A 26486-nucleotide genomic window follows, 5' to 3' on the forward strand; every position below is an offset into this window, starting at 1 on the left:
ACCGCCCGCGCGACGTCGGCGTGCACGCATGGGGTTCCTTCTCTCGTCCTGCTGCGGCGCGATCTGCACCGCACCTCCATGGCACGACGCGGGCACCCGGGCCGGGGAGAGGGTTGCCACGCGCGCGACGGCGGGTCAGGAGGCGCCGGGGCCGCCGGGGATGAGAGGGTTGCGCGGTGTCCACTGCGAGCGTGCCGTCGCCGCGCGCCGGAGTCCGGACCCGGCGCTTCCGGCGCCTCGCGCGCACGGGCTTCGCCGTGAACGGACTGATCCACCTCCTGATCGGCGGCCTCGCCCTGCGCGTCGCGGTCAGCGACGAGACCTCGCGGGAGGCGGACGCGTCCGGAGCGATCGGGCGCATGGCCGACTCCCCCGTCGGGCTCGTGGTGGTCTGGGCCGCGCTGGTCGGGCTGGTCGCGCTCGGCCTCTGGCAGCTCTCCCTCGGCGGGCGCTCCTCCGCGCCGGGGCTCCCCGCCCGCCTGGGCCGCCGGATCGTCGAGTCGGGCAAGGGCTTCGCCTCGCTCACGCTCGCGGGCACCACGCTCGTCTTCGCGCTCGGCGGCTCGACGAGCTCCTCGGCCACGATCCGCCGCATCAACACCGAGCTGCTGACGAGCACGGTCGGCGTCGTGATCCTCGTGATCGTCGGCGGGATCGTGCTGGGCAGCGGGATCGGCTTCGTCGCGATCGGGATCCGGCGCGGCTTCCGCAAGCTCGTCCGCATTCCCGAGGGCCCGACGGGGACGGCCGTGCTGATCCTCGGCGCGACCGGCTACATCACGAAGGGGCTCGCGCTCGGCCTGGCCGGCGGGATCTTCGTGGTCGCGGCGCTGACCGGCGACGCCCGCCAGGCGACCGGGCTCGACGGGGCCATCCGCTTCCTCGACGTCCCTCCGTACGGCACGATCGCCCTGACCCTCGTCAGCGCGGGACTGGTCATGTACGGGCTGTTCCTCGTCGCCCGGGCGAAGCTCGCGAAGCTCTGAGCCGACGCGGCAGTCGTTCACAGTCGCCACCCATATCGCTGAGTATCGTTCGGAGAAACAGGAGGTCATCATGAACGGATCGTCATCGACCGGCGCGTTCGGCACCGGCACGCCCATCGAGAGCATCTGGCGCGCGATGGAGCAGGCCCGCTCCCGCGTGGAGAAGCGCGTCGGCTCCCGGGTCGGCCGCGGGGACGTGCGCACCGCGGTGCTCGCGCTCCTCGCCGAGCAGCCCATGCACGGCTACCAGATCATCCGCGAGATCGAGGAGCGCAGCGGAGGCGACTGGAAGCCGAGCCCCGGCTCCGTCTACCCGACCCTCCAGCTCCTCGCGGACGAGGGCCTCATCACGGCCGACGAGCAGAACGGCCGCAAGACCTACACGCTGACCGACGCCGGCCGCGCGACGGTCGCCGAGCACGGCACCTCGACCCCGTGGAACGACTCCGACCACGTCGACTTCGGCGCCCTGCCCAAGGCGGGCCTCGAGCTCGCCCAGGCCGCGGCCCAGGTCGGACGCTCGGGCACCCCCGAGCAGATCCGCAAGGCCGTCGCCGAACTCGAGGACGTGCGCCGCCGCCTGTACGCGATCCTCGCGCAGGACTGACCCGGGTGGCCTCGGTCAGCCCGGGTCCTGCCGCCCCGGGCCACCGAGAGCGGGAGGACCGGCGGCGCTACCGACGGATCCTCCGCTTCGCCGCGTGGCATCTCGCGGTCACCTGGTTCTTCGACCTGCTCCTGCCGCGGGTGGGGCTCACGCGCGTCGCGCTCCGCACCCGACCCGGCCGGATGCGCCGCTTCGCCCGCAGCTTCCACGTGCTCGCGGTCGACCTCGGCGGCCTGATGATCAAGGTCGGCCAGTTCATGTCGTCGCGCCTGGACGTGCTGCCGCCCGAGATCACCCGCGAGCTGGAGGGGCTGCAGGACGAGGTCCCGCCCGTCCCGTTCCCGCGGATCCGGGCGCTGGCCGAGTCCGAGCTCGGGCTGCCGCTCGAGCGCGCGTACGCCGGAGTCGACGAGTCGCCCGTCGCCGCCGCCTCTCTCGGGCAGGCCCACCGCGCCCGGCTCTCCCCCGTCGACGCCGAGGACACCGGCTACTCCGCCGCCATCATGAAGGTGCAGCGGCCGGGGATCGACCAGATCGTCGAGGTCGACCTCGCGGCTCTGCGCCGCGTCGGCGGCTGGCTCAGCCACGTGCGCCTCGTCTCGGACCGCGTCGACGCCCCGGCCCTCGTCGAGGAGTTCGCGGTCACCAGCCTCGAGGAGATCGACTACCTGCAGGAGGCGGCCAACTCCGTCCGCTTCGCCGCCGACTTCGCGGGCGACGCCCGGGTGGCCGTCCCGGACGTGGTCTGGGAGCGCTCGACCCGCAAGGTCCTCACGCTCGAGGACGTCACCGCGATCAAGATCACCGATCACGCCGCGCTGCTGGCCGCCGGGATCGACCCGCGGGAGGTCGCTCCGGTCTTCGCGGCCGTGATGTTCGACCAGCTCTTCACCAACGGCTACTTCCACGCGGATCCGCACCCCGGCAACGTCTTCGTCACGCCGACCCCCGGGGGCGAGCTGCCCTGGCGCCTCACCTTCATCGACTTCGGGATGATGGGCGAGGTGCCGCCGAGCACCCGCGCGGGCCTGCGCCGGATGCTGATCGCCGCCGCCTCCCGCGACGGCAAGGGGCTCGTCGACGCGGCCCGCGCGGTCGGCGTCCTCCTCCCCTCGGCCGACTCCCGCGAGCTGGAGCGGGCGCTCACGCAGCTCTTCGCCCGCTTCGGCGGCATGGGCTTCGCCGAGCTGCGGGAGGTGGATCCGCGCGAGTTCCGCGACTTCGCCGTGCAGTTCGGCGACGTCGTGCGCGCGCTGCCGTTCCAGCTCCCCGAGAACTTCCTGCTCGTCATCCGCGCGATGTCGCTGACCTCGGGCGTCTGCAGCGCGCTCGACCCGGCCTTCAACCTGTGGGACTCGGTCGAGCCCTACGCGCAGCAGCTGATCCGCGAGGAGCGCGGCTCCGTCGTGCAGGACGTCGGCAAGCAGGCCGTCGACACGCTCGGCCTGATCTGGCGCCTGCCGCGCCGACTCGACGAGCTCGTCACGACCCTCGACGACGGCGAGCTCGCGGTCACCGTCCCCACCATCGAGCGCCGGCTGAACCGGCTCGAGGGCACCGTCCGCCGCGTGAACTCGGCCGTGCTGTTCGCGGGCCTGCTGATCGCGGGCGCCGTCGTGCGCCCGGACGACAGCGGCTTCGGCACGGTGCTGATGATCGCGTCGGCGCTGCCGCTGCTGCACGCCCTGCTGGCCCGCGGCCCGCGCGGCTGAGAGCCGCCGGCCGAGCCCCGGGAGACCAGACGCCCGCCATACGCCCCGGTCCGTAGCATGACGGCATGCGCGTGCTGATCGTCGAGGACGAGCCCTATCTCGCCGAGGCGGTGCGCGACGGGCTGCGCCTCGAGGCGATCGCCGCCGACATCGCCCCCGACGGCGAGACCGCCCTCGAGCAGCTGGCGGTCACCGACTACGACGCCGTGCTGCTCGACCGCGACCTGCCCGGCATTCCCGGCGACGAGGTGCTGCGGCGGATCGTCGCGGACGCGCTGCCGGTGCGGGTGCTGATGGTGACCGCGGCGGACCGGCTCGACGAGAAGGTGCGCGGCTTCGAGCTCGGGGCGGACGACTACATCACCAAGCCCTTCGCCCTCCGCGAGGTGGTGATGCGCCTGCGGGCCGTCGCGCGCCGGCCGGCCGAGGGCGCGCCCCCGGTGCTGGAGTTCGCCGGGCTCCGGCTCGATCCGTTCCGCCGCGAGGTCTACCGCGGCGACCGCTACGTGGCGCTGACGCGCAAGGAGTTCGCCGTGCTCGAGGTCCTGATGGCCGCGCGCGGCGGGATCGTGAGCGCCGAGACGCTGCTCGAGCGGGCCTGGGACGCGAACGCCGATCCGTTCACCAACGCCGTCCGCATCACGATCTCCTCGCTGCGCAAGCGGCTCGGCGACCCCTGGGTCGTCCGCACCGAGCCGGGCGTCGGCTACGGGATGGTCGACCCCGGCGCCCCGGCACCGTGAGCGTCCGCCTCCGCCTCACCCTCAGCTACGCGGGGTTCCTCCTCGTCGCGGGCGGAGCGCTCATCGCCCTGCTGTTCTACGTCCTCCGCTTCGTGCCCGACGAGCAGATCGACGCGGGCGGCCCCTTCGTGCCGAGCCGCACGGACCTGATCGAGGCACTCCTCCCGCGGGTGTGGCAGGTGCTCCTCGCCCTGGCGGTGGTGGGGCTGATCGGCGGCTGGTTCCTCGCCGGGCGGATCCTGCGCCCGCTGGCGAGGATCAGCGCGGTCGCCCGGGAGGTGGCCGCCGGCTCGCTCGACCGGCGGGTCGGGCTCGGGGGCCGACCCGACGAGTTCGGCCTGCTCGCCGACGCCTTCGATTCGATGCTCGAGCGACTGGAGCGCTCCTTCGCGGAGCAGCGGAGGTTCGCGGCGAACGCCTCGCACGAGCTGCGGACCCCGCAGGCGATCGCGCGCAGCATCCTCGACGCGGCCCTCGCCGATCCCGGGAGCGGCGACCCGGGCGAGACGCTCCGGCGCCTCGACGAGACGAACCGGCGGGGCACCGAGATCGTGGAGGCGCTGCTCGCCCTGGCGGCCCTCGACTCGTCCGAGCCGCTCCTCCGGGAGCCCGTCGACATCGCCGAGACCGCCTCCGACGTCGTCGACGAGCTGCGCCCGCTGGCCGAGGCCTCCGGGATCGTCGTGGTCGACGAGCTGGGCGAGGGCTCGTTCGACGGGCATCCGGTGCTGGTGCGGCAGCTGCTCGGCAATCTCGTGCTGAACGGCGTCCGCCACAACGTGCCGGAGGGCGGCCGGGTGGTCGTCGCGACGCGGACGGCCCCCGACGGAGCGGTCGAGGTCGCGGTCGTCAACACCGGACCGGTGGTGCCCGACGCGCTGCTCGCCACGATGACCGAGCCCTTCGTGCGCGGCGCCGGACGCACCGCGGGCGGGGCGGGCCCGCGCGGCGCCGGGCTCGGGCTCGCGCTCGCCGCCCGGATCGTCCAGGTGCACGACGGCGAGCTGCGCCTCGACGCCCGCGACGAGGGCGGGCTCACGGTGACGGTGCGGTTCCCCCCTCCCGGCGTATGGTCGGCGTCTGCTCGGCCCTGACGCTCCCGTCACCCCTCCCCTGGTGTGCTCGCTGCATGCGCTCCACTCTCGTCTCCCCTCACCGCCCTCGCCGCGCCGGCTCCGCCGTGATCGCCGCCTCCCTGGCCGTCGTCCTGCTCGCCGCCCTCCTCGGAGCGGCGTCGTGGGCCCTCCTGAGCGAGCGGCGCGGCAGCGCGCCCGCGGCGGCCGAGCTCTTCTCCGACCCCCTCGGCGACGAGGACGGCTACATCGAGGAGGGCGAGTCGGTCTCGCCCTTCGCCGACGACCTCCCGGCGATCGCCCGCCTCGACCCCGCCCTGCGCGCGGCCGTCCAGGCCGCCGCCACGGACGCGGCCGCCGACGAGGTGCCCTTCGTGGTGACCAGCGGCTGGCGCAGCGAGCGCTACCAGCAGGCGCTGGTCGACGACGCCGTCCGCGAGTACTGCGCGGAGGAGGCGGGCCGCCGCGTCGCATCCGTCACCTCCTCCGCCCACCTCACCGGCGGCGCGGTCGACATCGGCTACACGGACGCGGACAGCTGGCTCGCGCAGCACGGCACCGACTACGGGCTCTGCCAGATCTACGCGAACGAGATCTGGCACTTCGAGCTCGCCACCGAGCCGGGCGGCGACTGCCCGGAGCAGCTGCCCGACGCGAGCGCGACCTGAGCGGCTCTCCCGTGCTCCCGGGGATCCGATGCGTCGCGAAGGGTCGTCATCGGAGGCGAACGGGAGCCGTTCGCGACGCATCGATCGCGCAGGCGGCCGGGCTCAGCGGCTGGTGAGCAGCTCGACGAACTCGTCGGCCATCGCGAGCTGGGCGCTCAGCGCCTCGCGGCGCTCGCGGGCCTGCGCGACGAAGCCGTCGAGCTGCGCGCGGACCTCGGCCGGCGCGTCGTCGCCCTCAGCCTCGAGGGTGTCGATCACGCGGAGCAGCGCGGCCATCTCCTCCAGCGAGAAGCCGAGCGGCTTCATGCGGCGGATGAGGATCAGGCGGTCGTAGTCGGTGGACGTGTAGAGGCGGAAGCCGCCCTCGGTGCGGCCGGACGCCTTCACGAGGCCGATCTCGTCGTAGTGGCGCAGGGTCCGGAGCGAGAGGCCGGTCCGCTCGGCGAGCTCGCCGATGTGCATGGTGCCGATCCTGCTCACCCCTTCAGATCTACCCTTACGTGAGGGTAGGGTTGCCCGTGCTGCTGACACGCCTCTGCAAGCTTGGCATCCCCGCCCGCTTCCGCCGACCCGATGCCGCAGCCCTCCGCGCTCCTCGTCGAGCACCCCTCCCACTCCCTGGAGCCGCCGCGATGGCCCTCGCCTCGAAGACCCCTGCCCGCCCGCACGCCGAGCCCACCGTGATGACGGCGCTGCGCACCCCCCGCATCCTGACCCGCGAGGTCCTCGCCGGCCTCGTCGTCGCGCTCGCGCTCATCCCCGAGGCGATCTCGTTCTCGATCATCGCGGGCGTGGATCCGCGGGTCGGCCTCTTCTCGTCGTTCGTGATGGCCGTGTCGATCGCGTTCCTCGGCGGCCGCCCCGCGATGATCACCGCCGCCACCGGCGCCGTCGCCCTCGTGATCGCCCCCGTCGCCCGCGACTACGGGATGGACTACTTCATCGCGACGGTGATCCTCGCGGGCGTGTTCCAGATCGTGCTCGGGCTGCTCGGAGTGGCGAAGCTCATGCGCTTCATCCCCCGCAGCGTGATGGTCGGATTCGTGAACGCGCTGGCGATCCTGATCTTCTCGGCGCAGATCCCCAACCTGATCGGAGTGCCCTGGCTGGTCTACCCGCTGGTCGCCGCCGGCATCGTGATCATGGTGGTGATGCCGCGCCTGACGAAGGCCGTTCCGGCGCCTCTCGTCGCCATCGTCCTCATCACCGCGGCGGTCGTCGTCACGGCGGTCGCCGTCCCCACCGTGGGCGATCAGGGCGAGCTGCCCCGCAGCCTCCCCGAGCTGTTCCTGCCGAACGTACCGCTGACCTGGGAGACCTTCACGACCATCGCGCCGTACGCCGTCGCGATGGCGCTCGTCGGACTCCTCGAGTCGCTGATGACTGCGAAGCTCGTCGACGACATCACCGACACCCCCTCCCGCAAGACCCGCGAGTCGCTCGGGCAGGGCGCCGCGAACGTGCTCTCCGGCCTGTTCGGCGGCATGGGCGGCTGCGCGATGATCGGCCAGACGATGATCAACGTGAAGGCGTCCGGCGCCCGCACCCGCATCTCGACCTTCCTCGCCGGCGTGTTCCTCCTGATCCTCGTCGTCGCGCTCGGCGACCTCGTCGCGATCATCCCGATGGCCGCGCTGGTCGCGGTGATGGTGATGGTCTCGGTGGCGACCTTCGACTGGCACAGCATCCGCCCGTCGACCCTGAAGCGGATGCCCGTGGGCGAGACGGTCGTCATGATCGCCACGGTCGTCGTGGTCGTCCTCACCCACAACCTGGCGATCGGAGTCGTCGTCGGCGTCCTCGCCGCCATGGTCGTCTTCGCCCGCCGGGTCGCCCACTTCGCCACCGTCGAGCGCACCCTCTCGGCCGACGGATCGACGGCCCACTACACGGTCACCGGCGAGCTGTTCTTCGCCTCCAGCAACGACCTCACCACGCAGTTCTCGTACGCGGAGGACCCTGCGCACGTCGTGATCGACCTCTCCGGCTCCCACATCTGGGACGCCTCGACCGTCGCCGCGCTGGACGCCGTCACGACCAAGTACGAGCGCCACGGCACCCGCGCCGTGATCGCGGGCATGAACGACGCCTCCACCCGGATGCACGGCCGCCTCGCCGGGAACCTCGGCGCGGGGCACTGAGGGCGGGGGCCGCGGGACCGCACGCGCAGCCCCTCAGAGCGGCGCGAGCACCAGCGACCAGAGCCAGCGCCCGCCGACGACCCGGTGCACGACCACGAACAGGGCGGTGATCGCGAGTCCGACCGGCAGCAGCACGGCGCCGGCCGCGAGGCGGTCGGCGGGCACGGCGAGCAGCAGGCCGAGCGGCACCGACGCGCAGGCTGCGACCAGCGCCGCGACGAGAGCGGCGCGGCGGTCCCGGGTCGGCTGCGGCACGACGCCGATCCGGCGCCGGACCAGCCAGTGGGCGAGGCCCCACGCGGCCGTGGTCCCGAGGGCGGTGCCGCCCGCGATCGCCGGCACGACGAGTTCGGCAGGCAGGAGGAGCCCGCCGACGAGCGCCCCCGCCGCGACGCCGACGGCCGAGACGACCTGGGTCGCCAGCGAGTCGCGGGCCCGGCCCAGCGCGAACATCGCCCGGTTGAGGACGTAGGTCTGGCTGAAGCCGACCAGGCTCAGGGCGAGCAGCTGCAGGACTCCGCCGATCACCGGTGTGCCGAAGACGAGCTGCGTGAGCAGTGGCGCCGCCGCGACGAACAGGAGCGTCGCGAGCAGAGTGACGGCGAGCACCGCGTCCTCGGTCCGCCGCAGATTCACCGCCGCGGCCATCCGGTCGCCGCGGTGCAGGTCCCGACTGAGCGGCGTGAACATCGCCGTGGCGACGGAGACGACCAGGATGCCGTGCGGCAGCAGGAGCAGCAGCTGCGCGCTCGAGAAGGAGTTGAGGCTCGGCCCGTCGACGCCGGCGCGGTTCATGGCCTGGCCGGCCGCCGTCGCCGCGTTCGAGACGACGATGTACGACACCTCCGCGACGAGGGCGCCGAGGAACACCCAGACCGCGTCCCGCGACACTCCGCCGAGCCCTGCGACGCCGAAGCGCGGCCGCAGGCGGACGCCGACGGACCGCGAGAACGCGACCGCGATAGCCCCCTGCACCACAATTGCCGCGGTGGCGCTGCCGCACAGGAGCGCCACCATCTCCGGCGTCCACTCGTCGGCGGGCGTCGACGCCGCCTCGGGGTGGATCAGGAGGAACACCGCGATCCCGAGCACCGAGATCACGTTCGCGCAGGCGGGCGCCCACGCGCCCGGCCCGTACTTCTCGGCGGAGTTGAGCAGCTGCGAGAAGACGGCGAAGACGATGTAGAAGAAGATCTGCGGCAGGCACCAGTAGGCCATCTGGGTGGCGAGCAGAGCCCAGTCGGCCGACCAGCCCCCGGCGTAGAGCCCGACGATCAGCGGCGCCGCGAGCGTGCAGGCGGCCGTGAGGAGCGCCGCTCCGCCGAGGCACACGGTGAGCAGCCGCTCGAGGGTCCGCACGCCCTCCGGTCCGTCGGCCCGCGCCCGGACCATCTGCGGCACGAGCACCGCGCCGAGCACCCCGCCCGCGATGAGCCCGTACAGGTAGGTGGGCGCGGAGTTCGCGACCTCGAACACCTGCCCGCCGACCGACGCGCTCGTGCCGCCGACCGCCACGATCAGGAGCGCCAGCCGGACGAACCCGAGGATCCGCGAGACGAACGACGCGACCACCATCCCCCCGGTCGCGCTGCGCATCCGGGCAGCATAGGCGGTGCGACCCGGGTCGCTGCCCTCCGCGGCGCCCACCGGGGTCGATGCGTCACGAACGGTCGTCACGGGCGCGGGAGAGGGGCCGATCGTGACGCATCGATCCCGGGGAGGGCGGGCTAGACGCGCACGGGTGCGACGGACGCGCGGCGGATCAGGCGCGTCTCGAGTTCCATGCGGGTGGCCGAGGCGCCCGAGGCGAGCGGAGTCGCCGACCGGTGCGCCTGGTGCAGCATCCGGAAGGCGATGGCGCCCATCTCGCCGATGGGCTGCTGGATCGTGGTCATCGGCGGGGTCGCCCAGGCCGACTCCTCGACGTCGTCGAAGCCGATGACGCTGAGGTCGCGGGGGATGCGGAGGCCGGCGTCGTCGGCGGCCTCGTAGACGCCGAGCGCCATCACGTCGGAGCAGGCGAAGAAGGCGGTCGGCGCGTCCGGCTCGGCGAGCATCAGCCCGGCGGCCTCGCGGGCCAGCTCGCGGTCCCAGTCGCAGTAGGCGACGCGCGGATCCTCGACTCCGGCGGCGCGGAGCGCGGTGGTGAAGCCGTCGATCCGGGCGCTGCTGTAGAGCTGGGTGCGGGTGCCGCCGAGGACGCCGAAGCGGGTGTGGCCGGCGTCGAGCAGGTGCTCGGCGGCCATGCGGCCCCCGTCCCAGTTGGTCGCGCCGACGCTCGCGACGTCGGCCGGCGGCCGCGTGCTGGGGTCGACGACGACGACGGGCAGCTCGGCGGTGGTCAGCAGGTGCAGCTGCGCGGCCGAGACGTTGACCAGCACCACGATGGCGCCGAGCGAGGGGCGGCGGAGGAGGCGGCTGATCCAGGCGCCGTCGTCGCGGGCGCGGGTGAGCACCAGGTCGACCCCGGCGGCGGAGGCCTCGGCCTCGATGCCCTCGAGGACCGGGCCGATCCAGGTGCCGCCGATGTGGCCGACGACGACGTCGACGATCTGGGCGGAGTGCGGATCCTCGACCGGCGGGCGCAGGCGCGGACGGCGGCGGTAGCCGAGCGCGTGCGCCGCCTCCATCACGCGCAGACGGGTCGCCTCCGAGACGTCGGTGCCGCCGTTGAGCACCTTCGAGACGGTGGGGACGCTGGTCCCGGCGCGCTCGGCGATGAGCGCCATGGTCGGGCGGGTGGTCGCTCCGGAGACGTCGTCGTGGTCGGGCATGTGCTCACCGTAGCGGATACCGACTTTCGCAACTGGACCGGCGCGCGGACGGCTTGCTCCCGCCGGGAACCGCGGTGCATGATGGTCGGACGCCGGGGCTCCCGCGCAGAAGTTGCGCAAGTCCTGTTCGATGACGAACCGCGGAGCGATCCGCCCGCACGTGAGGACGACGATGACCGACCACTCCCCGACCACTCCCGGCAAGACGGCCCTCGTCGTCCGAGGGGGCTGGGACGGCCACCAACCGGTCGAGGCGACCGAGCTGTTCCTGCCGTTCCTCCGCGACAACGGCTACGACGTGCGCGTCGAGGAGTCGACCGCCGTGTACGCCGACGAGGCGTACATGCGGACGGTCGACCTGATCGTGCAGTCGAACACGATGACCTCCATCCAGTGGGAGGAGTTCCTGGGCCTCCGCGCGGCGGTCGAGCGCGGCACGGGCCTCGCCGGCTGGCACGGCGGGATCGCCGACTCCTACCGCGACAACTCCGACTACCTGCAGCTGATCGGCGGCCAGTTCGCCTCGCACCCCGGCAAGCACCCGGACGAGCGCACCGGCGAGCAGTCGGACAACTACATGCCGCACACGATCGAGATGACGGCCCTCGCCGCCGACCACCCGATCACGCAGGGCATCACCGACTTCGAGCTGGTCACGGAGCAGTACTGGGTGCTGCACGACGACTACAACGACGTGCTCGCCACGACCACGCAGGCCGTCCGCCCGTGGGACCCGTGGAAGCGCCCCATCACCTCCCCCGCGATCTGGACCCGCCTCTGGGGCGAGGGCCGCATCTTCGTCTCGACGCCGGGCCACCGCGTCGAGATCCTCCAGGACGACAACGTCCGCACGATCATCGAGAGGGGAATGCTGTGGGCGTCCCGCTGAGAGTCGGCATCATCGGCGTCGGGAAGATCAGCGAGCAGTACCTCGCGAACCTCCCGACCTTCCCCGGCCTCCGCCTCGTCGCGGTCGCCGACCTGAACCAGGAGCGGGCGCAGCAGGTCGCCGACGAGCAGGGCGTCCGCGCCCTCACCGTCGACGCGCTGATCGACGACCCGGAGATCGACGCGGTGCTGAACCTCACGATCCCGGCGGCGCACGTCGAGATCGGCACCCGCGCCCTGAAGGCGGGCAAGCACGTCTTCGCCGAGAAGCCGCTCGGGCTGAACCCGGCCGAGGCCGCGCCGATGCTCGACCTCGCGGACGAGCTGGGCCTGCGCTTCGCGAGCGCCCCGGACACGGTGCTCGGGACCGGCGTGCAGACCGCGCGCCTCACCCTCGACTCCGGCGCGATCGGCACCCCGATCGCCGCGCAGGTGCACTGGGCCGCTCCCGGCCACGAGCGCTGGCACCCGGCGCCCGAGTTCTACTACCAGCCCGGCGGCGGCCCGCTGCTGGACATGGGCCCGTACTACCTGACGGCGCTCGTGCACTTCTTCGGGCCGGTCGTCCGCGTCACGGGCCTGGCCACCCGCTCCGACCGCCCGCGCACGATCGAGACCGGGCCGAAGGCGGGCACGCCGATCGAGGTGACGATCGACACGCACATCACCGCGCTTCTCGAGCACGCGAGCGGAGTCGCCACGACCGTCACCGTGAGCTTCGAGGTCTGGCGCAGCCGGGCCCCGAAGTTCGAGGTCTACGGCACCGAGGGCACCATCTCGGTCCCGGACCCGAACATGTTCTCGGACCCGGTCGAGGTCGCCGTCCGCGACGAGGACTGGCGGGTCGTCCCCGACTCCGCCGGCGTGATCGACACCGGTCGCGGAGTGGGACTGGCCGACCTCGCAGAGGCGATCGCGGAGGACCGCCCGCACCGCGCCTCCGGCCGCGTGGCCCTGCACGTGCTCGAGATCATGGACGCCGTGCTCCGCTCGAACGAGGAGAAGGCGGTCGTGACGATCGCGAGCACCGCCGAGAAGCCCGACGTGATGCCGCTGCGCACGGCCGGCTCGATCGGCGCCTGACAGCGCCGGGGGGCGACGACGGGAGGCGGGGGATCGCCGCCAGCGCGTCGCTCCCCGTTCGGGGGTGACCGCGGCGCGCGACGCCGTAGACTCGGCGGATCGACGGTCCTCAGCCGCCGTCGCACGCGGAGGGGGATCGGCCGTGGCAGTCGGCTTCCGGCGGAGCGGTGAGCTCCGTGCCCTCGTGCGCCCCCGGCTCCGGGCGGTCGGCGACCCGCTCTCCCCCGAGGACCACCGCTCCCGGCTGTCCGGCTGGCTCGGCATGCCCGGCGGGCCGGGTCTCGTGCGCCCCTCCGCCCTCGCTCCGGCGTGGGAGGCGCCCCTGCTCCGGCTCGTGCGCGCCGGGGCGCCGGCGGAGGACCTGCACGCGGCGACCACCGGCTCCCCCGAGGGCTCGCGCCTCGCGGCCGTCGTCGAGCTCGTCCGCGACGCCCTTCACTCCGCGGACGACGATCGCGCTCTGCGGCTCACCGGCTGGCTGGTGCGCATCCGCTACGACCCGTCGGCCGACTCCTTCCTCCGCCGCTACGGGATCGCGCTGACCGTCCGCCTGCCGCTGAGCGGCGGCCTCGACGTGGAGGTGCCGCTCGACGCCGCGGCGCTGCGCCTGCTCTACGCCGAGCTGGCAGCACCGATGGATCCGACCGCGGCTGTCGTGGCGGTCGAGACCCTGGAGCCGTCGACCCTCGCGGCGTCGACCCTCGCCTCCCTCTACTCCGCCCGCCGCCGCTGGAGCGACGTGGCCGAGTTCTCGGCGCCCGTCGAGAACGTGGACGCCGCCTCCGCCGCGGTGCTCATCCGCCGCGGCGTCGCTCTCCGCGAGCTCGGCCTGATCGAGGGCGCCCTCGAGGCGTTCGACCGCGTGGTGCGCCCGACCGTCACCAGCGCGCGTCCCGTGGAGCTGCGGGCGGAGGCGCTGCTCGAGCGCGCGAGCACGCTCCTCTCGGACGGGCGCACGGCTCCGGCTCGGCGCGATCTGGAGCGCGTGATCTCCCGCTACCCGGACAGCGCCGCGGCGCACGAGCTGCTGGCGGTCACCGGGCGCTGACGCGACGGAGGGGCGCACCCTCTGCAGGATGCGCCCCTCCGGGGAGTGCGTCGGCTCAGTGCGTCGGCTCAGCCCTCGGCCTTCGAGGGCTTGCCCTCGGCGGGCAGGACCTCGTGCGGGGTGTCGCGCTCGTCCTCGCCCTCGGCCTGCGACGGCTTGTCGGACTGGTCGTCCGGGTCCTCGACGGGGCTCGGGGTCTGGTCGCTCATCGGAGTCCCTCCGGCTCGTCGGACGTGGCGGACGGCTCGGGGTGCGCCTCGAACTCCATCCAGGCGCGGTCCAGATCGGCCTGCGCCGACTCGGGCTCGCTGGCGAAGTAGCCGTCGTAGATCGCGCGGCCGCCGTGCTCGGGCAGGTCGTCGCGACCGCCGAAGGCCTGCGCGAAGCGGCCGACCTCGTCGTCCCTCTTCTGCTGATCCCGCAACCAGGCGGGGAAGGTCTGCGTCATGGTGACACCTCTCTCTCCTGCCCTCCAGCCAATCCCCCGCCGCGGATCCGGGCAAGCCCTTCCGCCGCGGGCCCCGAGGGGCCAGGCTCCGCCCTGGAGAAGCGGCGCTCCGCCCTGGAGGGCCCGGGCTCCGCCCTGGAGGAGCGGCGCTCCGCCCTCTAGAGGACATGTCCGCTACAGGGCGCCCCCGCCCCCGCCGCGGACAAGAGCCGGCCCCTAGCGTGAGCCCGTGACCGACCCCGCTTCTCCGCGTCCCGCCCGCACCGCCGCGGGTCTGCGCCGCACTCTGCTCGCTCTGACCGCGACCGTCGCGCTGCTCGCCGGCACCGCGGCTCCCCTCGCCTCCGCCGAGCCGGACCCGGTGCCGGTCGGGAACGACCACCTCGCCAACGGCGTCGCCGCCTGGGGGCGCTACCTCAACGGGGAGTGGGACGTGCCGGTGGGCATGTCCGACCTCACGGACGTCGCGAGCAGCTACAGCCACACCCTCGCGCTTCACACCGACGGCACCGTCGAGGCCTGGGGAGCGGATCTGGAGGGCGAGCGGGACGTGCCGGCCGGGCTCCGCGAGGTGACCGCGATCTCGACCGGGTACCTCCACAGCATCGCCCTCACGATGGAGGGGACGGTCGTCGCGTGGGGCGACGACCGTCAGGGCCAGACCGACGTCCCGGCCGGACTCGGCGGCGTGACCGCCGTCGCCGCGGGCAGCTACCACACCCTCGCTCTGCGGGGCGACGGGACCGTGGCGGCCTGGGGCTCCGATCAGTTCGGAGCGACCGACGTGCCGGCGGGTCTCTCCGGAGTGGTCGCGATCGCCGCGGGCGGCTGGAACAGCCTCGCGCTGCGCGCCGACGGGACGGTCGTGGCGTGGGGCGGCGACGACAGGGGCGCGTACACCGCCCCGGCAGGCCTCCGCGACGTCGTCGCCGTTTCGGTCAGCTACTCCCACAGCCTCGCCCTGAAGCGGGACGGCACCGTCGTCACCTGGGGCGACCCCGCCGACTCCGGCTTGCCGCGGGTCCCCGCCGATCTCGGCGGCATCACCGCGATCGCCGCCGGCATCGGCTTCAGCGTCCTGCTGACGTCCGACGGCACCGTCGTCTCCCTGCACCCCGACGGCGACACGGAGCTGGACGTCCCGGCCGGGATCACGGGCGCCACCGGCATCGCGGTCGGCTTCAACCACGCCTTCGCGATCGGCCCGCTGCCGACCCTCACCGCCGACACCGCCGAGACGCTCGTCAAGACCGGGACCCGCTACTCCGCGACCTTCACGGCGTCCGGCCCGGCTGCGACCTTCGAGGTCTCGTCCGGCGCCCTTCCCGCGGGGGTGGCCCTCTCGCCGGAGGGCGTCGTCTCGGGCAGGCCGACCACCGCAGGCGACTCCACCTTCACGGTGAGCGCGCGGAACGCGTACGGCACCACGGCCGGCGTGCCGCACACGGTCACCGTGGTCCCCGCGAACACCCCGCCCGTCGTGACGGTCGCCTCCGCCACCGACGGCGCCTCCTACGAGAAGGGCTCGGAGCCGAGGGCCGCCTGCGCGATCACGGATGCGGAGAGCGGAACGTTCAGCGAGGAGGCCGTCGTCACCGGCACGCTCGTGAACGGCCTCGGCACCCGCACGGCGACCTGCACCTGGACCGACCCCGGAGGACTGACCACGACCGCCACCGCGACCTACCGGATCGTCGACACCGGCGTCCCCACCATCGCCGCGACGACCGCGCCGACGGCTCCGAACGCCGCGGGCTGGTTCCGCTCCCCCGTCTCCGTCGGCTTCTCCTGCGCCGACGGCAGCGGCTCCGGGATCCGCAGCTGCACCCCCGCGCGGATCCTGCGCGAGGGCCCCGGCCAGAGCGTCACCGGCACCGCCGTCGACAACGCGGGCAACCGCGCCACGACGACCCGCAGCGGCATCGCCATCGACACCACGAAGCCGCAGCTCTCGTTCACGTCGAGGCCCGAGGGGTCCTACCCCTACGGCACGGTGCTCCCGGAGGCGCGCTGCCTCGCGGACGACGCGCTCTCGGGCCTCACCGGCGCCTGCGTGATCACGGGCGGCGGCCGCTCCGTCGGACCGCACGTGTACCGGGCGACCGCGACCGACCGGGCGGGCAACGTCTCGACCCTCACCGCGTCCTACACCGTCACCCCGTGGACGATCGGCGGGCTCAGCACCTCGGTGAAGAGCGTGGCCGCCGGAGCCGCGACCGGCATGACGTTCCAGGTGACCTCGACGTCCTCCGCGGGAACGTTCCGCCACTCCGCCCTCGCCGACGTGCGCAGCGTCACGCAGAAGCAGACCTCCTGCACCGCCGGCGCCGTCCTCACCGGAGCGCCGACGACCGCCCTGACCGGACGCCTCCGCTACGACACCGCGACGAACCGCTACGTGAAGGCGTGGACGGTGCCCGCGAAGCGGGGCACCTGCTGGACGCTGACGGTCACGACGGCGGACGGCAGCACGGGGAGCGCCCGGTACTCGGTGAAGTAGCGGCGCCGGACGGCCGCCGCGGTCCGGTCAGGCTCCCGCCGCGGCGTACCGCTCCGCGAGCACGCGGAACGCGGCGGCCAGCTCGGGCGGCTCGGCCCCGGCCATCGGAGCGTCGAACCGGCCGAACGACGCGGCGAGCGCCTCCCACGACCAGGCGCCGAGGGCGAGTCGGCAGCCCGCGTCGCCGAGGTCCTCCACCTCCCCGTCGCCCGCGTAGGGCAGGACCTCGGCGGCGGGCGCCTCCAGCACCACCGAGCCGCGGCACGGCCACCCCTCCCCGGGCGCTCCGCCGCGGAACCGCGCCTCCAGGAACTCGGCGGGACTCCCGACCGGCAGCGCCCGGCGGCGGAAGCGGGCACCGCGGGGCGAGCGCGGCTCGAGCCGGTCGACGCGGAACACCCGCCAGTCGTCGCGGTCGAGGTCGAAGCCGATGAGGTACCAGCGGCCCTGACGCGCGACCAGGTGGTGGGGCTCTACGCGGCGCACCGCCTCCGCGTACGCGAAGCGGAGCACCTCCGAGGCCCGGACGGCCGCCGCGACCGCGACCAGCCGCTCCGGAGGGACCGCGGGGGCCGGCGCCGCCGCGACCGTGAAGCGCAGCGCATCAGCTCGGGGCCGGAGCCGGGCGGGCAGGACCTGCCGCACCGTCGCCAGCGCACGGGCCGACGCCTCCTCGAGCCCCGCGATCGGCGCGCGCAGGGCGGCGGTGAGGGCGAGCACCTGCTCGTCGTCGAAGAGCAGCGGCGGGAGCTCGGCGCCGGCCTCGAGCCGGTACCCGCCGTCGGGGCCCTTCGCCGCGTCGATCCGGTAGCCCATCGTGCGGAGTCGGTCGACGTCGCGACGCACCGTGCGCGGCGCGATCCCCAGGCGCTCGGCGAGCACTCCGCCCGGCCAGTCGCGGCGGGTCTGCAGGAGGGAGAGGAGCAGGAGGAGCCGCTCGGTCGTCGTGGGCACGTCCCGAGGGTATTCCGAGAAGAGGACCGTTCCCGTCCTCTTCTCCTGGGAGCGTCGGGGCACCGGGTGATCGACCCGGCACGACTGCGAGGAGCGCACCATGAGCATCACCACGACGACCCACCTCAACTTCCGCGGACAGGCCCGCGAGGCGCTGGAGTTCTACGCCTCGGTCACGGGAGGCCGGATCGACGCGGTGACCTACGCGGACGCGAACGCCGTCACCGCGCCCGACGAGGCCGACCAGCTGATGTGGGGCCAGGTCGTCTCCGAGGCCGGCTTCCGCGTCATGGCGTACGACGTCCCCGCGCACACGGCCTACGACCCGGGCACGATCCCGGTGTTCGTGTCGCTGCGCGGCTCCGACGTCGACGAGCTGCACCGCCTCTGGGACGGCCTCTCGGAGGGGGCGGCGGTCGTCGTGCCCCTGGCCCCGGCGACCTGGTCGCCCCTCTACGGGATGCTGCGCGACCGCTTCGGAGTGACGTTCGTCGTCGACCTCGAGGTCGCCTGGGGCTGAGGCCCGCGGGCTCGGCGGCGGGGCGCGTCCCACTGCGGACGCGCCGGCCGCCGACTCGGTACGCTCAGCACCGGATCCGGTCGGAGGGACGCTGCATGCTGGAGACGATCTCCGAGGCCCTCTCGCTGGTCACCCTCCCCCTCGGCGTGCTGTTCCTGCTCGCCGCGTTCGTCGCGGCGCTGATCGACGGACGCTGGCTGACGACGACCGCCTACCTCGAGGAGGGTCCGCCCCTCGCGCTGCACTGGGTGACCCGGGCCGGCGAGGTGCGATCGCGTCCGCTGTCCGCCGGGGACCCGCTGACGCCGACGCGGTCGGACCAGCGGGAGGTGCACTACCGCGAGGAGGATCCGCACCGCATCCGCCTGCACCGGTGGAGCGACGCGGTGCGGGCGCTGCGCCTGACCGGCCTGATCCTGCTCGGGGCGGGCGTCGTCCTCGGGATCCTGTCGACGGCGCTGGCGGTCCTCGCCTAGGCGGCGCTCCGTGCGCGAGGATCGGACCCGTGGATGCGGAACGGGTTCTCGGAGACGGTCGGGCCGACGGGGTGTGGTGCCGGCTCGGGGAGCCGCTGACGGTCGCGCAGATCGCGCGCGGCGGGCCGGCTTGGCTGTGCCTGGACGCGCAGCACGGCGCGTTCGACGACGCCGCGGTCCTCGCCTCCCTTCGCGCACTCGGCGCCGTGAGCGGGAGGCCGCCCGTCGGCGTCCGGGTCGCGGGGCTCTCCGACGCGCTGATCGGCAGGGCGCTCGACGCCGGAGCGGACGTCGTCGTCGTCCCGATGATCGAGACGGTCGAGGAGGCGCTCGCGGCCGTCCGCGCCGCGCACTACCCGCCGCTCGGCCGCCGCAGCTGGGGGCCGATGTCCGATCTCTGGGGCGCCGCTCCCCCGTCGGCCGCCGAGGCGCGCACCGCGCTCTGGGTCATGATCGAGACGCAGGCCGGCCTCGACGCCGTCGATCGGATCCTCGCGGTGCCGGGCGTGAGCGGAGTCTTCGTCGGCCCGTTCGACCTCGCGATCGGCCTCGGACGGGACCTGTCCGACCTGCTCGCCGCGGACGGACCGGACGACCCGCTGCCGAGGATCGCCGCGGCGGCCCGGCGCGCGGGCAAGGGCGCCGGGGCCTACGCGGGCGACCGCGAGCGCGCCGGGCTGCTGCGAGCGCTCGGCTTCCCGAGGGTCGCGGTCGCGACGGATCAGTCGCTGATCGCGCTCGGCACCGCGGCGGCGCTCGACGCGGACGCCGCCGACTCCGACTGCTGAGCCCGAGGCCGGGCACGGGGCCGGCCGCCGGTCACCGGCGAGCGCTCCCGCCGGGGGGACGCACGGGCTCCGGCGGCTCGGGGACGAAGCGGAGGCCGCCGGCGGAGTTCGCGAGATCGGTGAGCGCCGAGATCCAGGCGGGGTTGATGCGGGGCATGCGGCCGCCGGCGTAGGTGTAGCGGAGCGTGTGCGAGGGGTGCAGCCAGATCGCGCTGCGGCCGTCGCTCATCCCGTTCTCGTCGCGCCAGGTGAGCAGGCACGACTCCCCCCGGCGCAGCTTCGCGGTGAGGACGATCTGCAGGTGGGCGAGCACCCGGTCCTCGACGTCGACCTCGACCGATCCGTCGTAGTGCAGCTTCCCCCTCGGCGTCTCCCGGCCTCGTCCTCGGAGGACGGGCGCGCCTCCGGCCCACCATCCTCGGGTGTCGTCCAGTGACCAGTTCGGGGCGACGACAACCGGCGGATCAGCTGGCATCGGCGGATCCGCTGGTCTCGACGGGGCGGGGCTCAGGCCGGCGGGTTCGCCGCCATGAAGTCGCGCATCGGCAGCAGGTTCTGGAGGGGCGCGAAGTACCCGAAGCGGGGCAGGTCGAAGACCACTCCCGCGACTCCGGAGGATCCCATCGCCGCGATCCACTCGAGCGCGGCCGGCATCGGCACCTTCAGCACGCGCGACGCGTCCTCGTCGGAGAGGCCGGCGTGCAGCGCCCCGGCGCGCGCCCGCTCCCCCGTGGTGAAGGCGAAGACCATCGGCCCCGACTCCAGGCCGCCGACGAAGGGGGTGGGCGCGTCGTCCGGCCCCCGCGCGATGAAGCACCACATCGGCAGGGCGTAGACGCTGCGCCAGAGCGCGTCCATCGCCGCGAAGCTCTCGGGGTCGGCGCGCAGGGCCTCCGCCCGGGCGTCGATCTCGACGGTCTGATCCATGGGGCTCCCCTCGGCGCCGGCGATCGGCGCGGACCTCCACGCTAACGATGCTCCCGCTGGGCCGCACCCGCGATCGATCCGTCAGCAGCGGCCCGTCCCCGCGGCGGGCACGGGCCGTAGACGACGGATCGATGCGGCCGCGGCCCGCTCAGGCCGTCGCGTGCAGCGCGGCGTACGCGCCGCCCGTCGCGAGCAGCTCATCGTGCGTCCCCTGCTCCACGACGCGCCCCTCGCTGAGCACCACGATCCGGTCGGCCGTGCGGACGGTGCTCAGGCGGTGGGCGACGATCAGCGTCGTGCGCCCCTCGCGCAGCCGGTCGAGGGCGAGCCGGACCTCGCGCTCGGTGCGCGGATCGAGTGCGGCGGTCGCCTCGTCGAGCACGAGCAGACGGGGGTCGCGGATCAGGGCCCGCGCGATCGCGAGGCGCTGGCGCTGGCCTCCCGACAGCAGGGCGCCCCGCTCCCCCACGACCGTGTCCCAGCCGTCGGGCAGCTCGAGGACGAACTCCGCGTTCGCCGCCCGCAGCGCCGCCTCGAGCCGGTGGTCGTCGGCGTCCGCTGTCCCGTAGAGCACGTTGTCGCGGATGCTGCCGCGGAAGAGCACCGACTCCTGCGGCACGACCGAGACGAAGCGGCGGGCCGTGCGCATGTCGAGGGCGGCGATGTCACGGCCGTCGAGCAGCACGCGGCCCTGCGAGGGGCGGACGAATCCGAGGACCACCCGGGTCAGCGTCGACTTCCCCGAGCCGGAGGGGCCGACGAAGGCCACGGTCTCCCCCGGGGCGATCCGGAGCGACACGTCGTGCAGCACGCGCCGGTCGCCGTAGTCGACGCTCACCCGGTCGAGCTCGACTCCTCCGGCGAGGGCGTCGACGACCGGCTCGCCCTCGTTGTGCTCCACGTCGGGGTCCGCCAGGACCTCGGCGATCGAGCGGCGCGACTCGAGGCCGCGGGTGACCAGCGGAGCAGTCTGGAACGCCGCCGTGATCGTCCCGGTGAGCAGCGCGAAGTAGGAGCTCAGCAGCACGACCTCGCCGACCGTCACCGGCAGGACGCCCGTCATCGCGATGACGGCTGCGCCGAATAGCGAGCCGAGCGTGATGAGCTGGTAGCTGCTCCACGACAGCGCCCCGAAGCGCCCGTTCAGGCGGTCGAGGGCGACGCCCGCCCGCTCGACGCGGCGGGCGGCCTCCACCACCCGCTGGACCGAGACCTTCTCGAGGCCGTGGGCGCGGGTGACCTCGAGGAGCGCGGACATCTCGCCGACGGTGCCGGACATCGTCTCGACGTGGCGCCGGAACGCCTCGTTGCCGGCCGCTGTCCGCCGACGCAGCCAGAGCACGAGTGCGGCCGCGAGCGGGACGGTCAGCGCGAACACCAGCAGGAACTGCGGCACCCTCGTGCCCGTCGCCACTCCGGCTCCGACGAGCACCACCAGCGCTGTCAGCACCGGCCCGAAGGCCTGCTGCAGCATCAGCTCGAGGCTCTCGACGTCGCGCACCACCTTCGTCTGGGCGATGGAGGCGCTGCCTCGCGAGTGGTAGTCGAGCGAGAGGCTCTGCAGCCGCTCGGCGAGCGCCTCCCGCAGCCGCAGGCCCAGCGCGCGGACGGCGGACGAGGAGAGCCGCACGTAGACCGCGTTCGCCCCGATGTTCGCGAGGATCGTCGCCGCGGCGGCCGCGGCCGGCACGACGAGCGCCGATGGCGACCGGCCGTCGACGAGGGCGTCGACCACGGCGGCGGTGACGAGCGGCAGGATCCACAGCGGGCTGTCCTTGACGACGTAGGCGAGCGCCGCCCCGACGACCCGGTGCCGCGACGGGCGCAGGGCCGAGCGGAGCGGATGCTCGGAGGAGATGCCGCTCACGGCACGAGGGCGGGCTCGCGCGCCGCCGCCGTCGATCGGAGGATCAGGGCGGCCGCGCCGATCAGAGGCCCCTCCCCGCCGAGCCCGGACGGGCGGACGTCGAGACCGCGGGCGTAGTCCAGGACAGCGTGCTCCCGGGCGCTCGCCTGCACGAGGTGGAGGTAGTCGCGGGTCACGCCCGCGAAACCGCCGCCGACGGCGAAGTCGTGCACGTCGAGCAGGGTCGCCGCGCCCGCGATCGCCGTGCCGACGGCCTCGGCGGAGCGGCGGACCGCGGACAGGGCCACGGCGTCGCCGTCCGCGGCCGCGCGCCCGAGCTCCTCCCCGGTGCTCCCGGCGAAGCCCCGGCGCCGGGCCCAGGCGACGGTGCTCGGTCCGGAGGCGATGCTCTCGAGCGTCCCGTCGCTCCCCTCCTCGGGGTCGGCGTCGGCGACGTGCACCTGGCCCAGGTGGCCGGCGTTGCCGGAGCGGCCCGCCAGCACCCGGCCGTCGAGGACGATCCCGCCGCCGATCCCGGTCGACACGACGAGGCTCACCGAGGAGACGGCGCCCCGGTTGGCCCCGTACCAGTGCTCGGCGAGGGCGATGCAGGTCCCGTCGAGGCGCAGCTCGACCGGCCGACCGGGCACGAGCCGCTCGAGCGCCTCCCGGAGCGGGACGCCGTGGAGCAGCGGGAGGTTCTTCGGTCGGATCCGGCCGCCGTCGAGGTCGATCGGCCCCGCGGATCCGGCGCCGACGCCGACGACGTCCGCCCCGGCCGTCGAGGCGGCGACGCACTCCGCGAGCGCCCGCTCGAACTCCTCAGGAGTCAGGGCGGGGCCGGTCGCGCGCCGGTGCCGCGTGCCGGGCACGAGCCCGCCCCCGACGTCGACGAGGGCGGTCTCGATCTTCGTGCCGCCGACGTCGACGGCCAGGGCGGGCTGCGTGCTCACCGCGGATCAGGCCCAGTCGGCGACGAGCTGGTTGGCCGTGCGCAGCACGCTCGGCGACACCAGAGCCTCGGTGTCGAGACCGGAGCCGCGCACCGTGAAGACGACGCTCTCGCCCGGCAGCAGCGTGACCAGCTGGTCGTCGACGACGGCGGACGGGTCCACCTTGTCGACCAGGAGGGTGACGTCGCGCACGAGGTTCTCGGCGGTGACGGTCACCTGCACTCCGCCCTCGACGGGGGCGGCGCTCGTGCGCAGGCGCGCGGCCTCCAGGGCGGAGTCGCGGTACTCGGCGAAGAACCAGAACGCGCGCGTCCCGGCGAAGTCGACGACGAGCAGCTCGGCGGCGGCGTCCTCGGGCGTCGCCACGCCGGACCCGATCGGCAGGGTGCGCACCGAGCGCGCCCCGACCGCGAGCTCCTGCCGCTCCTCCGCCAGCACCGTCCCGTCGAACGCCAGGCGGCGCACGACGCACTCGCCGGCCCACTCCTCGGGGGAGTCGCCCACGGCGACCACGGCGAGCCCCTCCCCGCGCGGCTGCACGGTGAGCAGACGGTCCTCGAAGACGTGCTTGAGCGCGTAGAGGAGCGGCTTGGCGGTGCCGTCGCCGTCCACCGCGGCCCACGAGGTGACCGGCCAGCAGTCGTTGAGCTGCCAGACGATCGAGCCCATGCAGCGCGGGCTCTCGGAGCGCTGGTGCTCGATCGCGAGCGTCACCGCGAGCGCCTGGTTGAGCGACATCGCCCAGTGCCAGTCCTCCGTGTCGTCGGGCAGCGGGAGGTGAGCGACGAGACCGTCGGTCAGCTTGTCGTTGCCGTCGGTCGCCTTCTGGTGGTGGATCATCCCGGGCGACTCGGGAGTCAGCGGCGAGTCCGAGATCGAGCGCTGGATGGTCGACCACGACGCCGGCCCCTGCCAGCCGAACTCGGCGACGAATCGCGCGTGGGCGTCCCGGTAGGCGGGGTAGTCGACGCGGTTCCACAGCTCCCAGAGGTGCACGGAGCCGTGGTCGAGGTCGTTCGCGAAGATCTGCGGGTCGCCCGACCAGGGGCTCCCGGGCGTGTACGAGCGCGCCGGGTCGAGCTCGGCGACCAGGCGCGGGAGCAGATCGAGGTAATAGCCCAGGCCCCAGGTGCGGCCCTGGAGGCGCTTCTCCCAGCCCCACTCCTCGAAGCCCCAGATGTTCTCGTTGTTGCCGTTCCAGAGCGCGAGGCTCGGGTGCGGCATGATCCGCGTGACGTTGTCGCGGACCTCCGCCTCGACCTCGCTGCGGAGCGGCTCCTCCTCCGCGTAGGCCGCGCAGGCGAAGAGGAAGTCCTGCCAGACGAGGATGCCGCGCTCGTCGCAGAGGTCGTAGAAGTCGTCGGACTCGAAGTAGCCGCCGCCCCAGATGCGGAGGAGGTTGAGGTTCGCGGACTCGGCCTGGTCCATCCTGCGGGCGAGGCGCTCGCGGTCGACCCGGGTGATGAAGGCGTCGTCCGGGATCCAGTTGGCTCCGCGGATCCAGACGGGCTCGCCGTTGACGACGAAGCGGAACGAGGTGCCCTCGTCGTCGCGGTCGAGCTGCACCTCCAGGGTCCGGAAGCCGATCCGCTGGGAGCGCTCGTCGATGACGGCTCCGCCCTGCAGGAGCGCGACCTCGAGGTCGTGGAGCGGCTGCCCGCCGAAGCCCCGCGGCCACCACAGGGCCACCTCGGCCGCCTCGAGGTGGAGGACCGCGGTGCGCTCGCCACCGGGGACGCTCGCCACGGCCTCCGCGCCGGCGACGGAGGCGCGCACCTCCACCTCGGCGTCCGAGGCCCGGTCGAGCCCCACGTGCAGCTCGACGCGGCCGGTCGTCCCGTCGACCGTGACCACGGGGCGCACCGAGGCGAGGCGCGCACCGCTCCAGGCCTGGAGGGTCACCGGCTTCCAGATGCCGGCGGAGGCGGCGTCCAGCCCCCAGTCCCAGCCGAAGTTGCAGGCGGCCTTCCGCAGGGCGTTGAAGGGGTGGGAGTAGGTGTGCGGCCGGTAGCCGATCTCGAGGCTCGCTCGGTCGGCCTCGGCGACGGGCGAGGCGAAGGCGACGACCAGCTCGTTCGCCCCCTCCTGCAGAGCCTCGTCGACGCGGATCCGGTAGGTGCGGTGCTGGTTGCGGGTGCGGGCGATCTCGTGCCCGTTCAGCGTGACGACGGCCACCGTGTCCAGGCCCTCGAAGACGAGCTCGTGCACGTCGCGGCCGTCGGGGGCCCAGTCGAACGAGGAGGAGTACTCCCAGTCCGTCTCGCCGATCCAGGTGACCTTCTTCTCGTTCTGGTCGAGATAGGGGTCGGGGATCAGACCCGCGGCGAGCAGGTCGGTGTGCACCAGGCCGGGCACGACCGCGGGGACGACGGCGGCGACGAGCTCGGCGGGGACGGGCCCGCGGGTCGCGCGGACGCTCCAGCCCTCGTGCAGGCGGCGGGTGGCCGCGGTGGTCGCCCGGCTGTCGGTGTCGATGGTGTGGGTCACTTCGTGGCTCCTGAGGTCAGTCCGTTGTAGATGAAGCGCTGGAGGAAGAGGAAGGCGACGAGGGTCGGCACGATCACCAGGATCGTGCCCGCCGCGATGACCTCCCACTGCGCCCCGAAGGGCCCCATGAAGCGGAAGAGGGAGGTCGAGATCACGCCGAGGTCGCGGGAGGGCATGTAGAGGAAGGGGATGTAGAACTCGTTGTAGACCGCGATCCCCTTGATGATCACCACGGTCGCGATCGCGGGCTTCAGCAGCGGGAGCACGATCCGCCAGTACACGGTGAAGCGGCTCGCTCCGTCGAGCATCGCGGCCTCGTCCAGCGAGACCGGGATCGACTGCATGAACTGCAGGAAGATGTAGATCGCGACGATGTCGGTGCCCGTGAACAGCAGGATCGCCGACCAGCGGGTGTTGAAGAGGTCGAGGGCGTTGATCACCTGGAACGTCGCCACCTGCGTGGTGACGGACGGGACCAGCGTCGCGAGCAGGAAGAGCCCGGTCACCATGCTCCGCCCGCGGAAGCGGAACCGGTCGATCGCGTAGGCGGCCATCGTGCCGATCAGCACGGTGCCCACGATCGAGACGACGAGGATGATCCCGGTGTTGAGGAACCCGGTGACCATCCCGCCCTGCGTGAAGGCGATGGCGAAGTTCTCGAGGTTGAACCAGTTCGAGGGCGGCGTGAGCGGTCCGGTGCCCCGGTACTCCGCCGAGGTCTTGAACGCGAGCATCACGATCGTGACGATCGGCACGAGAGCGAAGAGGCAGGCCACGATCAGCGAGCCGTACTTCCCGATCGAGCCGAGGACGGATCCCGCCGACCGGCGGGTGCGCCGCTCCTTCATGGCCGCCTGCCGCGTC

Annotated in this window: 26 protein-coding genes; 14 read left to right on the forward strand and 12 right to left on the reverse strand. The window is 73.8% G+C overall.

Going from position 1 to position 26486, the window contains the following annotated elements:
* Positions 1-176 precede the first annotated feature (176 nt).
* The 6 genes from C5C10_RS11335 to C5C10_RS11360 all read left to right on the forward strand — a co-directional run bounded on the left by C5C10_RS11335 (position 177) and on the right by C5C10_RS11360 (position 5789).
* Complete coding sequence (locus tag C5C10_RS11335; protein WP_104227140.1) at positions 177-986, forward strand: DUF1206 domain-containing protein; 810 nt, start codon at positions 177-179, stop codon at positions 984-986.
* 70 nt (positions 987-1056) lie between these two features.
* Positions 1057-1593, forward strand: a complete 537-nt coding sequence (locus tag C5C10_RS11340; protein WP_104329269.1) for a PadR family transcriptional regulator — start codon at positions 1057-1059, stop codon at positions 1591-1593.
* A gap of 5 nt (positions 1594-1598) precedes the next feature.
* Positions 1599-3305, forward strand: a complete 1707-nt coding sequence (locus tag C5C10_RS11345; RefSeq protein ID WP_104329270.1) for an AarF/ABC1/UbiB kinase family protein — start codon at positions 1599-1601, stop codon at positions 3303-3305.
* Positions 3306-3370: 65 nt separating this feature from the next.
* The gene (locus C5C10_RS11350; protein WP_104282595.1) at positions 3371-4048 is read left to right on the forward strand and encodes a response regulator transcription factor; all 678 of its coding nucleotides are present in this window, start codon (positions 3371-3373) and stop codon (positions 4046-4048) included.
* Positions 4045-5142: a HAMP domain-containing sensor histidine kinase gene (locus tag C5C10_RS11355; protein WP_104329271.1), complete on the forward strand. Its 1098-nt coding sequence runs from the start codon at positions 4045-4047 to the stop codon at positions 5140-5142. Before C5C10_RS11350 ends, C5C10_RS11355 begins: the two co-directional genes overlap by 4 nt.
* A gap of 35 nt (positions 5143-5177) precedes the next feature.
* Entirely contained in the window at positions 5178-5789 is a 612-nt protein-coding gene (locus C5C10_RS11360) for a D-alanyl-D-alanine carboxypeptidase family protein (RefSeq protein ID WP_104329272.1), read from the forward strand.
* A gap of 102 nt (positions 5790-5891) precedes the next feature.
* Here C5C10_RS11360 and C5C10_RS11365 read toward each other — a convergent pair whose 3' ends face one another.
* The gene (locus C5C10_RS11365) at positions 5892-6251 is read right to left on the reverse strand and encodes a MerR family DNA-binding transcriptional regulator (RefSeq protein ID WP_104224294.1); all 360 of its coding nucleotides are present in this window, start codon (positions 6249-6251) and stop codon (positions 5892-5894) included.
* A 170-nt stretch (positions 6252-6421) separates the two neighbouring features.
* On the opposite strand from C5C10_RS11365, the gene C5C10_RS11370 reads away from it, so the two are divergent.
* Positions 6422-7930, forward strand: coding sequence for a SulP family inorganic anion transporter (locus C5C10_RS11370; RefSeq protein WP_104329273.1), 1509 nt, complete (start codon positions 6422-6424; stop codon positions 7928-7930).
* A 33-nt stretch (positions 7931-7963) separates the two neighbouring features.
* Here the strand turns inward: C5C10_RS11370 and murJ are convergent, their stop codons facing one another.
* Both murJ and C5C10_RS11380 read right to left on the reverse strand, forming a co-directional pair.
* The gene (gene murJ, locus C5C10_RS11375; RefSeq protein ID WP_146082159.1) at positions 7964-9526 is read right to left on the reverse strand and encodes a murein biosynthesis integral membrane protein MurJ; all 1563 of its coding nucleotides are present in this window, start codon (positions 9524-9526) and stop codon (positions 7964-7966) included.
* Between the two features lie 131 nt (positions 9527-9657).
* Complete coding sequence (locus C5C10_RS11380; protein ID WP_104224297.1) at positions 9658-10704, reverse strand: LacI family DNA-binding transcriptional regulator; 1047 nt, start codon at positions 10702-10704, stop codon at positions 9658-9660.
* Between the two features lie 172 nt (positions 10705-10876).
* Here C5C10_RS11380 and C5C10_RS11385 point away from each other — a divergent pair, with 172 nt between their 5' ends.
* From C5C10_RS11385 to C5C10_RS11395, 3 genes are all read left to right on the forward strand, one after another.
* A complete protein-coding gene (locus C5C10_RS11385; RefSeq protein ID WP_104227162.1) occupies positions 10877-11593 on the forward strand; it encodes a ThuA domain-containing protein in 717 nt (238 codons plus the stop codon).
* Positions 11578-12675, forward strand: coding sequence for a Gfo/Idh/MocA family protein (locus tag C5C10_RS11390; protein WP_104255953.1), 1098 nt, complete (start codon positions 11578-11580; stop codon positions 12673-12675). Before C5C10_RS11385 ends, C5C10_RS11390 begins: the two co-directional genes overlap by 16 nt.
* Before the next feature lie 142 nt (positions 12676-12817).
* The gene (locus tag C5C10_RS11395; protein ID WP_104329275.1) at positions 12818-13723 is read left to right on the forward strand and encodes a tol-pal system YbgF family protein; all 906 of its coding nucleotides are present in this window, start codon (positions 12818-12820) and stop codon (positions 13721-13723) included.
* A gap of 68 nt (positions 13724-13791) precedes the next feature.
* Here the strand turns inward: C5C10_RS11395 and C5C10_RS17875 are convergent, their stop codons facing one another.
* Together C5C10_RS17875 and C5C10_RS11400 are read right to left on the reverse strand one after the other, a co-directional pair.
* Positions 13792-13932: a hypothetical protein gene (locus C5C10_RS17875; protein WP_159940045.1), complete on the reverse strand. Its 141-nt coding sequence runs from the start codon at positions 13930-13932 to the stop codon at positions 13792-13794.
* Positions 13929-14171 (reverse strand): hypothetical protein, encoded by a 243-nt coding sequence (locus C5C10_RS11400; protein ID WP_104227148.1) that lies wholly within the window; start codon positions 14169-14171, stop codon positions 13929-13931. The genes C5C10_RS17875 and C5C10_RS11400 overlap by 4 nt, the downstream gene beginning before the upstream one ends.
* Before the next feature lie 229 nt (positions 14172-14400).
* Between C5C10_RS11400 and C5C10_RS11405 the strand changes: the two genes are divergently transcribed.
* The gene (locus C5C10_RS11405) at positions 14401-16671 is read left to right on the forward strand and encodes a PxKF domain-containing protein (protein WP_104329276.1); all 2271 of its coding nucleotides are present in this window, start codon (positions 14401-14403) and stop codon (positions 16669-16671) included.
* A 27-nt stretch (positions 16672-16698) separates the two neighbouring features.
* On the opposite strand, the gene C5C10_RS11410 is transcribed toward C5C10_RS11405, so the two are convergent.
* A complete protein-coding gene (locus C5C10_RS11410) occupies positions 16699-17625 on the reverse strand; it encodes a YafY family protein (protein WP_244229559.1) in 927 nt (308 codons plus the stop codon).
* A gap of 100 nt (positions 17626-17725) precedes the next feature.
* Here C5C10_RS11410 and C5C10_RS11415 point away from each other — a divergent pair, with 100 nt between their 5' ends.
* The 3 genes from C5C10_RS11415 (at position 17726) to C5C10_RS17885 (ending at position 19409) form a co-directional block, all read left to right on the forward strand.
* On the forward strand, positions 17726-18145 hold the full coding sequence (locus C5C10_RS11415) for a VOC family protein (RefSeq protein ID WP_104329277.1): 420 nt from the start codon (positions 17726-17728) through the stop codon (positions 18143-18145).
* A gap of 95 nt (positions 18146-18240) precedes the next feature.
* Positions 18241-18621 (forward strand): hypothetical protein, encoded by a 381-nt coding sequence (locus tag C5C10_RS17880; RefSeq protein WP_104267914.1) that lies wholly within the window; start codon positions 18241-18243, stop codon positions 18619-18621.
* Between the two features lie 29 nt (positions 18622-18650).
* Positions 18651-19409, forward strand: a complete 759-nt coding sequence (locus C5C10_RS17885; RefSeq protein WP_181073448.1) for an HpcH/HpaI aldolase/citrate lyase family protein — start codon at positions 18651-18653, stop codon at positions 19407-19409.
* 31 nt (positions 19410-19440) lie between these two features.
* Here the strand turns inward: C5C10_RS17885 and C5C10_RS11425 are convergent, their stop codons facing one another.
* The 6 genes from C5C10_RS11425 to C5C10_RS11450 form a co-directional block, all read right to left on the reverse strand.
* Positions 19441-19884: an ATP-dependent DNA ligase gene (locus tag C5C10_RS11425; RefSeq protein WP_308471662.1), complete on the reverse strand. Its 444-nt coding sequence runs from the start codon at positions 19882-19884 to the stop codon at positions 19441-19443.
* A 32-nt stretch (positions 19885-19916) separates the two neighbouring features.
* A complete protein-coding gene (locus C5C10_RS11430; protein WP_104224305.1) occupies positions 19917-20336 on the reverse strand; it encodes a hypothetical protein in 420 nt (139 codons plus the stop codon).
* Between the two features lie 148 nt (positions 20337-20484).
* Positions 20485-22203, reverse strand: a complete 1719-nt coding sequence (locus tag C5C10_RS11435; RefSeq protein WP_104329279.1) for an ABC transporter ATP-binding protein — start codon at positions 22201-22203, stop codon at positions 20485-20487.
* Entirely contained in the window at positions 22200-23135 is a 936-nt protein-coding gene (locus C5C10_RS11440) for an ROK family protein (RefSeq protein WP_104329280.1), read from the reverse strand. The genes C5C10_RS11435 and C5C10_RS11440 overlap by 4 nt, the downstream gene beginning before the upstream one ends.
* A 6-nt stretch (positions 23136-23141) precedes the next feature.
* Entirely contained in the window at positions 23142-25622 is a 2481-nt protein-coding gene (locus C5C10_RS11445; RefSeq protein WP_258060552.1) for a glycoside hydrolase family 2 protein, read from the reverse strand.
* A complete protein-coding gene (locus C5C10_RS11450; RefSeq protein WP_219813257.1) occupies positions 25619-26470 on the reverse strand; it encodes a carbohydrate ABC transporter permease in 852 nt (283 codons plus the stop codon). Before C5C10_RS11450 ends, C5C10_RS11445 begins: the two co-directional genes overlap by 4 nt.
* Positions 26471-26486 lie beyond the last annotated feature (16 nt).

Origin of the sequence: Rathayibacter sp. AY1A3 (assembly GCF_002930975.1) — a bacterium.
Classification (GTDB): Bacteria; Actinomycetota; Actinomycetes; order Actinomycetales; family Microbacteriaceae; genus Rathayibacter.